Below are 12,443 nucleotides of genomic sequence, written 5' to 3'. Positions count from 1 at the left end.
ACACACTCATGCCGATGAGGGATCACGCGCTCAGTCGTGGTCGCCATAGGTGGAGGCGGTGCGGGGATGTTGTCCTGTGGCGACCGTGTGAATTCGCTGTCCGACGGCGGGCCGCTGTTCAACGGTGGAGCCTGTCGAACCGCACCGAAGCTCGGTTGGTCGATCCGCCTTCGATTGTGTCCGGGCCAACCGCATGGCGCCTCCGACCTCGAGCCGCCCGCGATCTTCCGCTGGGGTCCGGTCACGGCATGAGGTCAGACGAGCGATCCGCCAACTCTGCCGATCTCCTCGGCCAGGATCTCGTCGGACCGTTCGGCGAAGTCCAGCAGCAGCGTGACCTGGTCGTCGGTGTAGCCGCTGACCAGCTCAGCCATCCGTTCGTACAACGGCCGGTACAACGCCGACGCGTCGGCGACGCGCTCGGGCACGGCGCGGACGGTCACCTGCCGCCGGTCCGCGGAATCGCGTTGCCTGGTCGCGAAACCGGCACGCTCCAGCCGGTCGATCACCGTGGTGGTCGCACTGGGCGTGAGCCGCAGCTCATCGGCCAGCGCGCGGGCGGTTCGAGGACCCTGTGCGAGCAGGTGCATGCACTTCAGGTCGGTCGGGGTGATGCCGAGCCGGGCGGCGATCAGTTCGGCGAGCACGGTCCCCCGCGCCGCCGCGCGCTGCTGCGCGGCCAGTAGTCGTTCGACCGACATGCGAGTCCTTCGATCGTCGTATTGTTTGACCATCGTATCACTTTCGGTCATGATGGCGACATGCGACCGGAACTGCTCGACAAGTCCAGACTGTTCGACGGTGCCGACGTCACGCTGATGCGGCGTGACGACCGCTGGTGGATGATCATGGGTGAACTCGCCGATCCGGCCGTGCCCCGGATCGACCTGCGTGCCGCCCACCTGCCACCGGGGGCCACCGTGGACAGTCTGGAGTGGACGATCGACGGACGGTGCGCGCCGCCGACCCCGTCGAACAGCTGGGACGCCACCGGCTACCACTGCGTTTCCCATGTGCGCGGCCGATCGGGCGGACGGTGGGTCGAACGCCTCTACTACGCGAGTTCGGCAGCCTGGACCGACATCACCGGGCCGTACTCGATCGGGTTCCTGGAATGGGACGGTTCGGAGTGGGTCCGTCACCCCGAGCCGGTGTTCACCGCGACCGAACCGTGGGAACTCGGCACCGTCGCCGAACCGAACCTGCTTTACCACGGTGGTCGCTGGATGCTCTGGTACTGCACCGGCCTGTCTGTTGACCGCACCCAGGTGGTCGGGTATGCGGAAAGCCCGGACGGCGTCACCAGCTGGACCGGCAGGCGGATCGTCGCCGCCGACGGTGAATTCGACGCCGTCGTCACCGAATCAGGTGCCGCTCTCGACCTGGTGACCGCGAAGCACCCACTGACCGCCACCCCCGGTCCCGGCGACGGGGTGTGGTGGGCGCAGGCCGAAACGCTCGGCGACTGGCCGCGACCGATACAACTGGTGTCCACCACCGATGGCACGCCATGGCACCGCGACGGCGTGTGGAAACCATCGGCGGTCAGACAGGGCAACGACCTGGTCGTGTTCTTCAACGGCTCGCGGCGCGAAGGGCACTCGCCAGGGCTGTCCGTTGGCCGAGTCCACTACCGCCTCGGCTGACGACCACCCCGACAGGTGGCAGCGCCATCGCGACGTTCGCGACTGTAGTCCCACGACCTCAACGGGAGGCCCTTGCTCGACGCACTCTCGTGCCGCTGATCGAACTTCGACAAATGATCATCGGCGACACCCTCCTCTGCTGGGTGGTGCGTGTGACCTCGCCGGTAACTCCGTTGTCGTCGGACATGAGCTGCCACGCAAGGCTGGCACGATCGAGACGTCAACCGCCGATGCGGTGCTGCCGCCGCTGGGCGGCGTTGACGACGTGCGGCCAGATGGGTCCCAGTGCATCCGACAGGGTGGCGGTTCGCAACTGTTGCGGCGCAACCATGTCGAGCAGGTCGGTGGTCTCCCGCTCACGATCGCGGGCCCGCAGGAGGATCGGGGCACCGGCACCGGAGTACGCGCGGATGCCGGTCAGAAAGAGCAGGTTGGCGACGATCAGCCACGGGCCGTGCACGCCGATCGGATCGGGGCCGGCCTGATCGTCCGAGGGGTCAGGGGCCACGAACCGAACCCGCCCGACGCCGGCGAATTCACACGCTGCCGCACACATCGCGCACGGGCGGTGGGAGCTCCACAGTGTGGTCGTAGACAGATCCGCGCTGACGGCGATGCGGGCCAACGCGTTCATCTCCGCATGAGCGATCGGGCTGCCCTGCAACCGGTCATCACCGCCGGGCGGGTCATACGCCCGATTACGGCCTTCTGCGACCACCTCACCACCAGAGTCCATCACCACGGCGCCAACCGGCAGACCGCCGGCAAGCAAAGACCGATGAGCAAGCTCCAGACTCCGCGTGACACCCAGACCGGCGTCATGCCATGCAGCGATCAAGTCCCCAGTCACAGCACAACATCCTTCACGCCCGACACACACCCAGGTAAGTCAGAGTCCATGAGAACAGTCGAACATCCTCACATGCCGCCGAGCACGCGCATGCGAATTGATCACGTTGCCGGCGTCCGCTCATGCCGAGGGCAGTGCGTTGCGCGGGTGACCTCGGACTTCATCGTCCGAACGCCCACGCCACCATCAGCGGGAACTCTTCGCGCCAGAATGCGTCGCCGTGCGATCCGACCCGCTCGTTCAACACGACCTCCGCCCCCGCGTCGCGCAGCGCGTCTGCCCACCGGGTCGCGTTGTGGAGGAAGAACGGCTCCAGCGTGCCGGCGACGAGGTATGTGCGTGGAAGGGAACTCGGCATGGCGGTGGGTGGTCGATAGCCTCCGCCGGGCGAGGCGCACAAGACCGTGCCGTAGACGTCCGGATGTCGAAGCCCCATCGCCAACGCCAGCTCTCCGCCGGCCGAGACACCGCACACCGCGGTGCGTTCGGCGGGCAGGGCCACTCCGAACCGCGATCGCGCCCAGTGGCCGACGTCCTGGCCGAAAAACCTCTCGTGCGCCGAGAACCGTTCCGGATCGAAGCCCGGTGAGTATTCATGGAGCCGCAGGGTCTCATCGGCCAGGCGGTGGACACCGATGATCACCGTGGGCGGCACGTCCGCGGTCTCAAGGTCACGACCCCACTGTGAGATCAACTCGCCGTCACCGGCGAACACCACCGCCTCGGGCCGACCCGCCGGGAGGTAGACCGTGACCTGACGACCTCCGTCGTACTCGAAGGTCTCGGTGACCAGCTCGCCCGCCATCGACATCGTCGATTCCTCCGGTCAGCAGCGCACTCGGCCGTGTCCACAAGGGTGTGAAGCTAGCGGATTCCTTCGTCGCCGATCCAGTCGCCGCTGCATGCGCATTCGGCGTCCCGGCCTACGCCGTCGACGAACAGACGGCCATCAAGGTCGTCGATACGGATCTGAACAGCACGGACGAGGTTTCCGGCCAGCGAAGGGCCACTTCTGAAACCCCCGAGCCTGGTTAGCCGATTTGGCCGCTTGTCCCCTACGGCAGCAGGGCATCTACTGCACTACATGGACAACGGCAAAGCTGAACTTGTCCACTTGAGGGACTACGGCCCGAATCCGAACGAGCCGAGCGTCCGGCGGGCGTGGCCGGACCACTCGGTCTCTGCCATGGTGCCGCTGACGTCCACATCTGACGATCCGGTGTTCACCGCGGCCGTCACGTTGTCGTGCTACGAATGTGATGAGCACTACCGGGTCGGGCTGTTGACACGTTCGGTGATGCTCCGGCGCTCGGTGCGCAGACTGTCGCTGTGGGTCTCCCTCGGGATCACGGTGGGACTCGAAGTCCTCCTATGGCTTGGTTTCCTTCCCGACTTGATGAAGTACGACAGTGACGACGACGCAGCCCTGGCGTACGTCTTGTTCGCCATCTTCGTCCTCATCGCGGCCTTTCCCCTCTACCTGGCGTGGCAGGACTTCCGCCCACTGCGCGGCGACATGACCAAGGTGGACGACTCGAAGCCGTCGAGTGAGGAGCATGGCTGGGTGCGGACCCGGCCAAGCGGCCGGACGGTCGCCTACCTACGCGGCGAGAGCCGCCGCGTCCACCGACTCAAGCAGTCCGACCCGCCGGAAAGTTCTCCCATTTGATCCGGTGGCCGTACATCCAGTCCATCGTGTCGCGTGTCTAGCTCGAAAAGCAGCGGCAACAGGGTGGCGCCAATGGTAGGCGGATCTCGTGCTGATCCGCCGGGCCATGGCTGCTTGTGTGGGTGTGTTGTCGTGTCCGAACATCGCTGCGTCCCTCAGTGGACCTATTCATGACGGGCCCGTCCCGAAGCTGTCCGACCGCCACCATCCGGGTACCTCACGATCGCGCCGGCTGCGATGAGTTCCGGCTCGATCCCTGGTCTTCCCAGTATGTCGATCTCGTACTCACGGATTTGGAGGCACCGGTGAAGCTGCTGCTTACCTCAGGGGGTGTCACGAACCCGAGCATCCACTCGGCGCTCGTGCGGCTTCTCGGCAAGCCGATCTCCGAGTGCCACGCCCTCTGCGTTCCGACGGCAAAGTGGGGACACCCCATGTGCGATCCGGTCTCGGTGCGGGGATTCGTGGCCGCCGAGCCCAGGTGGCGGCAGTTCTCCGGCCTGGGCTGGGCGTCACTCGGTGTCCTCGAACTCACCGCACTGCCCACCATCGGCGCGCAGCGATGGGTTCCCTGGGTCCAGGAGGCTGACGTGCTCCTGGTCGATGGCGGCGACGCGACGTACCTGTGCCACTGGATGCGCGAGTCCGGACTGGCCGATCTGCTGCCTTCGCTGCCCGACACGGTGTGGGTGGGGGTGAGTGCTGGAAGCATGGTGATGACGCCCAGGATCGGGTCGTACTTCGTCGAGTGGCTGTCCGCGCCGGACGACCGCACCCTGGGAGTCGTCGACTTCTCGATCTTCCCGCACCTGGACGCCTTCCCGACGAACACCCTGGCCGACGCGCAGCGATGGGCCGCCGACATCGGCGTCCCGGCCTACGCCATCGACGAACAGACGGCCATCAAAGTCGTCGACGGCTCCGTCGAGGTGATCTCCGAAGGGCACTGGACGAAGTTCGGGTGAGAGCCGTCCGGCGTTCAGGACATCGCGTGGTTGGAAGTGACCTTGTCGACTCAGCGCACTTTCTCGGTGCTGAGTGAGCACTTCAATTGATCATGTCGTCCCAGATCCGCTCATGCCGAATTGAGGACGCTCGCCAAACGGCTTGCCGTGGACTCAACAACGATCATCGAGAGGTGACCGACGATCCGAGGTGCAACGATCGTTTCGGACAGATAGTTGGATTTGTTAGACCATACGAGTTGCCACAGTAACTTTCCGGTGAACATCTACGACATTACGACGAAGGCACTCTTGGGATGGAGGGTGCACTGACGTCGTGGATCCTGATGACCCGCGTGATCAGAGAACGACCCCTATGGAGGTTGGCGTGTCAAAATGGTTCTCACGTTCGATGCTTGCGCTGTCGTTGCCTGTCGTGGTGACGATCGTGGCGCCCATGACTGCCCACGCAGATGACGTATCTGTCACCATTACTGTCAATGCAACCGGCATCCTGCTGGACCGAACGCTGGTCCGCGTCCCGGCAGAGATCACTTGCGCCCCACTGGAAGTCCGGACCAACCAGGGAGGCGCCAATCTGAGACAAGCGGTATCCGGGAGGATTGCATTCGGCCAAGGATTCAATGAGAACCCAATCATCTGCGATGGGATGCCACACACCAATAGCTACCTGGTCTGGGTGGACACCGCGAGTCCGGCGCCATTCCGGCAAGGCAACGCCACCATCCAGATCTCGGCGTTCCTATGCTCGCCGACTTTTGTCTGCGAGAGCGGCGGCTCGGGAATCCAAGTCATCCGCTTGAGGCGATAGCTCCAAGCTGTCCATCGGCACGATTGTTACGGGTGGCCGGCCATAGTAATCGCCTGGCATTGTCCATGGTGGCTAAGCTCAACTGACAGCACCCAGCGCACGGCGTCCGGCCAGCCGTCTCTCTTGTTCGGGATCCCGAAGCCCGTACACGATTCGGGTTGCGTGGCCAGACCCCACTCTCATAGCCAGCTGCTGCTGTCGGCCAGCCGCTCAGCCGGCGCTTGGAATAGAAGCAAACCGAACTGTTGGCACGTTCCCACGGGAATATTTCTCCCAGCCGTACGCCCTCCCGGCGGGCATGATGTCGATGCGTGATCTTTGACAATACTCGGAAATGGCTAGGGGCCGGGTGAAGAGCCTACAAGGGAGGCTTTCATGGCTCACGTTGCGAGACGACTGCCCTGGATGACGGGAGCATTCGTGCTGACGGTGACACTGTGCTTCGGTGTGTCAGCGGGACCGGCTTTCGCCGAGGCGGCGGACGTTCCGGGTACAGTGGTCACTTCGGAGTCATCGGTCACTTCAGAGTCATCGGCTGCACCCGCCCCACCTGAGCAGGTCGAGCTGGCCGAGCCCGCACCGGAGCCAAAGCCGACGGAGCTGCCACCATCACCGCCGCCACCATCGCGGGCGGCCCTCACGATCGACGCCGACACCTCAAGTGCGCCACCGCCGAGCTCGAGCCCGGTGGCTGAGGACGAACTTCCGGATCTTCGGGTGTCCCTGGCATTCGACAAACCAGCCTATGACGCCCGTGATCAGATTCGGGTGCGGCTCACGATCATGAATGTAGGTATGGCTACGGCAAGTAGCGTGCACGTGTCCTCGTCCGGGACCTTGCGCGTCTACTGGGAGCGGTTGCAGGAGGGAAACTCGGGGGTGCCGCTGGAACCGGCCGAACGTTTCGAGTTCGACCGTGACGCGGCCCTGATCTCCACGGCCCGCGGCATGGTGGCACGATTGACCGTGGAAGCGCGTTCCACCGAGCCGGACTCGAATCCCGCCGACAACACGGTCACCATCGAGGCGCCGGTCAATTTCGTCTACGCGACGTTCAAGGGAATCGTATACGGAGACGGCAACGGTAACGCGGCCTTGGACCCGGGCGAGGCGCTGCCTGACGTGGACGTGGAACTGTTGGACTGGCAGTTCGGTACTTTCACCCAGAGGACGGATGACCAGGGCAGGTTCACCTTCACTGACCTCCCGATCGGCAGTTATTACGGCTCCTACCGCCGCAACGACGACTATTGGAGATTCCCGGCCGGTCCGGTCAACGTCACGGTTGACGGCCCCGATGTCCTGGTTCGGGCCGCAGCACCGGTATCCGGAACCCTGACCGCGTCGATGGCATTCGCGAAGAGCTCCTACCAGGTGGGTGAGAGTGCGCATCTGTTGGTGACGCTCAGCAACAGCGGAACGACTCCCATTCCGGGAGTCACCGCAAACGGCGATGCCAATGACGCAACACATTCCGGGTGGGGCCCGCTGGCCTTCAACGGAACAGGTGTCGCGGTTCCTCCTCACTCCACGGTATATGCAGACGTGACCATTCCTGTCACGTCGGCGGCGTTCGACTCCGGATGGCTGACGGTGGCTGTCCAGTTCGGCGCCCCACCGGGCAGCAACGGAACCGGCGAGATCACGGCGAGAGTCCGCGTTCCCGGGGGCATCGCACCAATGGTCGTCGGCCGGTTGCTTCAGGAGCGAACGGCCGGGATCGGTATCCAGGGCGGCCCTTCCGGAGGTGACCCACTCCCCGGCAAGAAGGTCTACCTGAGAGACCGCAAAACCGGCCAGGCGGTGGCGCGCTGGGTGACCGACGCCGCGGGAATGTTCCAGTTCACCAACATACCCGCGGATATCTACGATTTCGTTGTCGTGGGGCCTTGGCAGGTCGTCTTTCCGTATCCCTATGACTTCGTGGTGCGCGCCGGGGACGACGGCAAGCCATCACACGACGTGTATGTCCGTCCCGGGCCGCCACAGCCCGATCCCGACCCGGCACCGAGTTCCTCGCCGCCGCAGCAACCGCAGCAGCCGCAGCCGGTTGTCGAACAACGAGCCGGCAATGGCGATACCGGTGAACTGGCGGAGACCGGTGCCAACGTCATCTGGCTGGCGATCGGCGGCCTGCTGGCCCTCTGCGCTGGCGTCGGCCTGGTACTGCGATCGCGGCGCATGGATGGTTGCGGCTGATCTACCGGCGATCGCACAGGTCGCAGGCAAGTCGCGCGGTCGGCTGTCAACAGTCGTGCGTCAGTTGGCGATCCTCACCGTCAAGAACCCGTAGGTGTGAGCGGCAGATGCTGAAGGCACTCGACCGCAAGCTGATCGAGTATGGCGAACACCTCGATCTGGGCGGTGCGGATCCGATCGGCGAAGTAGGTGATGGTGAGGAGCGCGCGGTCCTGGTGTCCCGCGCCGATATGCGTCCGTCCGCTTTGTGGGTGTCTGCGGTGTCGCCGGTTCAGTGAGTGGGTGGTTGGTTGAGGATGTCGCGCGCGGTTTGTGGCTCGCGGTCGAGCATGGTGCTGAGCAGGGGGTCGACTTCGGCGAAGAAGCCTTGGGCGGCGGCTTGGTACATGCCGAGGGTGAACCGGGCCATGTGCTCGGGCTGACCGGCGGCGACCTGGGTGTCGACCCACGCGTCGGCGGGGATCACCTCGGTCGTGATCGTGCGTCCGGTCAGTTCGGACGCGAGCGCCGCGATGTCGGTGAAGGTCGGTGCGGCTTTCGCGGTCAGGGTGATCGGCCCGTCGTACTCACCGTTCGAGGCAAGGATGACGGCGGCGGCCTCGGCCGCGTCCTCGCGCGCGGTCCAGGACACCGGTCCGTCGGCGGGCACGGTGATGCGGCCGCTCTTTCGCCAGGGCCCCAGCAGCCAGGCGAGGCTGTGTGCGTAGAAGCCGTTGCGTAGCGAGGTCCACGGGACGCCGGAGTCGGCCAGCAGCTGCTCGGTGGCCGCGTGGTCGCGCCCCGGGGCGAACGGGGTGTCCGGGGCCGCGCCTTGGTGGCTGGTGTAGAGGATGCGTCCCACCCCGGCAGCGGTGGCCGCCTCGATCGCGTTGCGGTGCAACGCCACCGCGTCAGCCGTGGGGTCGTTGGAGGAGACGACCAGCAGTTGGTCGGCCCCGGCGAACGCGGCGGGCAGTGACGCGGGGTCGGCGTAGTCGCCGTGGCGTACCTCGACCCCGTGGTCGGCGAACTGCTGGGCTTTGGTGGTGTCACGTACGGCGACCGCGATCTCGCCGGCCGGTAGGCGCTTGAGCAGGTGGTCGACGGTGGCGCCGTTGAGCGCGCCTGTCGCACCGGTGATGACGATCATGAACGCTCCCTTGTTATCAACGATATGCGCTGAATGCTAACGGTGATACATCGGTGATATCAAGGAGGTGTTATCGTTGATATGTGACCGAGGTGCCGAGTCGCCGTGCCGACATGCGAGCGCGGATCATCGACGTCGCCGCACGCCTGCTGCAGGAGCAGGGTCCGGCAGCGGTGACCACGCGCGGAGTCGCCGAGGCGGCCGGTGTGCAGGCCCCGGCGATCTACCGCCTGTTCGGAGACAAGGACGGTCTGCTGGAGGCCGTGGCCGAGCACGTGATGGCGACCTACGTATCCGCGAAAGCGGCGATCGTGCGGGCGGCGTCAGCGGACGAGATCGACCCGCTCAGCGACCTGCACTCGGGGTGGCGGATGCAGATCGACTTCGGCGTCGCGAACCCGGCCCTCTTCCGCCTCTTCAGCGACCCCGACCGGGTACGGCATTCGCCTGCGGCGCAGTCCGGCCGACGGGTCCTGGAGTCACGGGTGCACCGCGTCGCCGAGTCCGGACGACTCCGCGTCAGCGAGCGACGCGCCGTCGAGCTCATCCAGGCCGCCGGGATCGGCACCATCCAAACACTGCTGGCGACACCGACCGAGCACCGGGACACCGAGCTGGCTGAGAGCATGTACGAGGCCGTTCTGCGGCAAATCCTCGTCGACCCGCCCGACAGCACCATAAACAGGTCGATCGCGACGGCAGTCGCATTCCGCGCTATCGCGCCCCGCCTAGAGACGTTGACCGAGGCTGAACGGCAACTCCTGACCGAGTGGCTCGACCGAGTGATCACCAGCCCGTGAGCCTGCCGCGCACAGTTCGACAAAGCGAACCACCTCGCCGTCGGACTCGACGCAACGCACGCACATGCCGCTGATCGGCGATTCCGCGTGACGCGCTCATGCCGATGACCGCGCACGGTGCCGAGCCGTCCATCTGGCCCGCGCGTGCGTGGACGTGTGCCCCACGCCGGTCCACACTCGGCGGTCATGTCGTTCCGGCTGGAAACGGTGACGCCCGACAACGTCCAGGACGCTTGTGCGCTGCAAGTCGAGCCTTGGCAGGAGAAATTCGTCGCGCCCGTCGCGGTGTCCCTCGCCGAGGCCTACGCCCAACCCACCGTCGCATGGCCCCGGCTGGTCTATGCCGACGACCGGCTCGCCGGGTTCATCATGGGCGGCTTCGACCCGAACTCTCCAATCGACTACTTCCGCTGTGGCATCTGGCGACTCAACGTCGCGGCCGGCCACCAACGCACCGGATGCGGGCGGTTCGCCGTCGAGCAACTCTGCGTCGAGGCACGCCGCCGCGGCCAGAACCGAGTCACTGTTCTGTGGGTGCCGCATCCCGACGGCCCCGAACAGTTCTACCTGCGACTGGGCTTCACCCCGACCGGACAGACCTTCCACGGCCAGACGGTCGCCGAGCGCTTCCTCGACTGACCCACGGGGGTGTGGTGGTCAGCGGTTCCGATCCGATGCGGAACCGGGTAAACAGATCGGCCTCGGGCTGAGTCTTCAAGGGTGATGGCTGACTACGACGACTTCGCCCGGGCGCAACTGCCGCGGTTGCTGCGGTACGCGACGATGCTCACCGGCGAACGGGAGCAGGCGGCTGATCTGGTGCAGGACGTGCTGGTCAAGGTGTACCGGCACTGGTCCCGGATCAGCGGCGCGGATCACCCCGACCGGTATGTGCTGCGGATGGTGACCAATGGCTACCTGTCCTGGCGACACAGCAGGTCCGCGCGGGTGATCGCGTCGGGTGACCTGCCCGACAAGGCGCGGGCGGACGATTTCGCGTCGGACCACGCCGCGCGCGAGGACATGTGGCAGCGCTTGGCGCGGCTGCCCAAGCGCCAGCGGGCGGTGGTGGTGCTGCGGTACTACGAGCAGCTGCCCGATCCCGAGATCGCCGGGCTGCTCGGCTGCGCCCAGGCCACCGTCCGCGCGCACGCCCACAAGGCATTGGCGGCACTGCGAAACGGCTTGGCCATCGAGCAGATGGCGGAGGCCAGGGAGACATGATGAACATCGAGAACCTGATCAAGGACACCTTCACCGCGCACGAACATGACGCGCCCGACAGCGACGCGGTGCTCGCCGCGGCGCGCCAACGCATCGACAGCAGGCGCGCTGGGCTGAGCCGGCCGTTCGCGGTCGCCGCCGGGGCGACCGTGCTGACCCTCGGCGCGGTCACCGCCGTGGTGCTGAACCGGCCGGACCCCGCTGGGCAACCCCAGATCACCGCCCCCGCCAACGGATCTCAAGGCAGCCAGCCCCCGGCCGCCACCGGACAGGCCGCGGCCGGCTTGAAGATGCCCTACTCCCTCGGCTGGCTCCCGCCGGGCTCGGTCGCCTACCGGGCGCACCGGATCAACGCCGGGTCCAGCGCGGCCAACCCGAACGCGCCCCTGTACGGCGGTGAGTACATGCTGACCGTCACGGCCAACGGCCAGGTCCTGGAGGTCGACGTCCAGCAGGTCCGGATGGTGTCGGTGGACCAGGCGACGTTCAAGTCGGGCCCGGGCAAGTCCGTCACCATCAACGGGCAGCACGGGGTCGAGAGTTCGGTGTCCACCGGGCCAGGCGGTTACGAGCTGTACGTGACGCACCCCGATGGCGGTTCGATGTATGTGAACGTGTCCGCCGCGCCCGGCAGCACAGCGCCCGCGCAGCAACTCATCGACGCCGGCCGCCGGATCGCGGAGAACATCCACTTCCCGGGCACGACGACCGTCACCCCGGCGTACGGCCTGCGCGACCTGCCGAACGGGATGCGGATCTGCGCCTTCGACGTCGAACAGGGTCCGGAGCGATCCGCGGCCGGGTCAGCGACCAACACGAGCTACTCGCTGGGCACGTGCACCGTTCAGCCGTCGATCTTCGTCAACAGCGCTGTGGGCGGCGACCCGACGGGCACACCGGGACAACCCGTGCAAGGCCACGCGACGCGCTACGCCGACGAGAACGGTTACCACCGGTTGTGGGTCCTCGACGCGGTCAAGGGAGCCCCGGTCACCATCGCCGGCCGGGTACCGCAGGCCGACCTGTACGACATCGCCAACCGGCTCGTCCTGCCGCACTGACCGCGGCTCGAGCAGGGTGCCCCAGAACCTGTTGCCGTTCCGTACTGGGGGTACAGGTTCCGGGGTGACCGGCATGTTGATGGGCGGGG

At 66.2% G+C, this 12,443-nt stretch carries 14 protein-coding genes; 10 read left to right on the top strand and 4 right to left on the bottom strand.

Annotated elements, in window-relative coordinates:
* Window positions 1–254 precede the first annotated feature (254 nt).
* Window positions 255–701: a MarR family transcriptional regulator gene (locus AB0J95_RS13715; protein WP_364756860.1), complete on the bottom strand. Its 447-nt coding sequence runs from the start codon at window positions 699–701 to the stop codon at window positions 255–257.
* Window positions 702–761: 60 nt separating this feature from the next.
* Here AB0J95_RS13715 and AB0J95_RS13710 point away from each other — a divergent pair, with 60 nt between their 5' ends.
* Complete coding sequence (locus AB0J95_RS13710; protein ID WP_364756858.1) at window positions 762–1,646, top strand: hypothetical protein; 885 nt, start codon at window positions 762–764, stop codon at window positions 1,644–1,646.
* Window positions 1,647–1,866: 220 nt separating this feature from the next.
* Here AB0J95_RS13710 and AB0J95_RS13705 read toward each other — a convergent pair whose 3' ends face one another.
* On the bottom strand, window positions 1,867–2,496 hold the full coding sequence (locus AB0J95_RS13705) for a nucleoside deaminase (protein WP_364756856.1): 630 nt from the start codon (window positions 2,494–2,496) through the stop codon (window positions 1,867–1,869).
* 160 nt (window positions 2,497–2,656) lie between these two features.
* Window positions 2,657–3,307, bottom strand: a complete 651-nt coding sequence (locus tag AB0J95_RS13700) for an alpha/beta hydrolase-fold protein (RefSeq protein WP_364756855.1) — start codon at window positions 3,305–3,307, stop codon at window positions 2,657–2,659.
* A gap of 303 nt (window positions 3,308–3,610) precedes the next feature.
* Between AB0J95_RS13700 and AB0J95_RS13695 the strand changes: the two genes are divergently transcribed.
* The 5 genes from AB0J95_RS13695 to AB0J95_RS13675 all read left to right on the top strand — a co-directional run bounded on the left by AB0J95_RS13695 (window position 3,611) and on the right by AB0J95_RS13675 (window position 8,418).
* Window positions 3,611–4,165, top strand: a complete 555-nt coding sequence (locus tag AB0J95_RS13695) for a hypothetical protein (protein WP_364756853.1) — start codon at window positions 3,611–3,613, stop codon at window positions 4,163–4,165.
* Window positions 4,166–4,470: 305 nt separating this feature from the next.
* On the top strand, window positions 4,471–5,130 hold the full coding sequence (locus AB0J95_RS13690) for a Type 1 glutamine amidotransferase-like domain-containing protein (protein WP_364756851.1): 660 nt from the start codon (window positions 4,471–4,473) through the stop codon (window positions 5,128–5,130).
* Between the two features lie 367 nt (window positions 5,131–5,497).
* On the top strand, window positions 5,498–5,941 hold the full coding sequence (locus tag AB0J95_RS13685) for a hypothetical protein (protein ID WP_364756849.1): 444 nt from the start codon (window positions 5,498–5,500) through the stop codon (window positions 5,939–5,941).
* A gap of 687 nt (window positions 5,942–6,628) precedes the next feature.
* Window positions 6,629–8,140 (top strand): LPXTG cell wall anchor domain-containing protein, encoded by a 1,512-nt coding sequence (locus AB0J95_RS13680; protein ID WP_364756847.1) that lies wholly within the window; start codon window positions 6,629–6,631, stop codon window positions 8,138–8,140.
* A 107-nt stretch (window positions 8,141–8,247) separates the two neighbouring features.
* The gene (locus tag AB0J95_RS13675) at window positions 8,248–8,418 is read left to right on the top strand and encodes a hypothetical protein (RefSeq protein WP_364756845.1); all 171 of its coding nucleotides are present in this window, start codon (window positions 8,248–8,250) and stop codon (window positions 8,416–8,418) included.
* Here the strand turns inward: AB0J95_RS13675 and AB0J95_RS13670 are convergent.
* A complete protein-coding gene (locus AB0J95_RS13670; RefSeq protein ID WP_364756843.1) occupies window positions 8,412–9,269 on the bottom strand; it encodes an NAD(P)H-binding protein in 858 nt (285 codons plus the stop codon). The genes AB0J95_RS13675 and AB0J95_RS13670 overlap by 7 nt on opposite strands.
* An 83-nt stretch (window positions 9,270–9,352) precedes the next feature.
* Between AB0J95_RS13670 and AB0J95_RS13665 the strand changes: the two genes are divergently transcribed.
* From AB0J95_RS13665 to AB0J95_RS13650, 4 genes are all read left to right on the top strand, one after another.
* Entirely contained in the window at window positions 9,353–10,069 is a 717-nt protein-coding gene (locus AB0J95_RS13665) for a helix-turn-helix domain-containing protein (protein WP_364756841.1), read from the top strand.
* Window positions 10,070–10,255: 186 nt separating this feature from the next.
* Window positions 10,256–10,708, top strand: a complete 453-nt coding sequence (locus AB0J95_RS13660; RefSeq protein WP_364756839.1) for a GNAT family N-acetyltransferase — start codon at window positions 10,256–10,258, stop codon at window positions 10,706–10,708.
* 84 nt (window positions 10,709–10,792) lie between these two features.
* Window positions 10,793–11,293 carry a SigE family RNA polymerase sigma factor gene (locus tag AB0J95_RS13655; protein WP_364756837.1) on the top strand — a complete coding sequence of 167 codons (501 nt, stop codon included), beginning with the start codon at window positions 10,793–10,795 and terminating at the stop codon, window positions 11,291–11,293.
* Window positions 11,293–12,354 carry a hypothetical protein gene (locus AB0J95_RS13650; RefSeq protein WP_364756835.1) on the top strand — a complete coding sequence of 354 codons (1,062 nt, stop codon included), beginning with the start codon at window positions 11,293–11,295 and terminating at the stop codon, window positions 12,352–12,354. Before AB0J95_RS13655 ends, AB0J95_RS13650 begins: the two co-directional genes overlap by 1 nt.
* Window positions 12,355–12,443 lie beyond the last annotated feature (89 nt).

This window comes from Actinocrispum sp. NPDC049592, assembly GCF_040675465.1.
Classification (GTDB): domain Bacteria; phylum Actinomycetota; class Actinomycetes; order Mycobacteriales; family Pseudonocardiaceae; genus Kibdelosporangium.
Note: the sequence above shows the minus strand (reverse complement) of the source record. Positions and strands in the feature narration are given on the sequence as shown.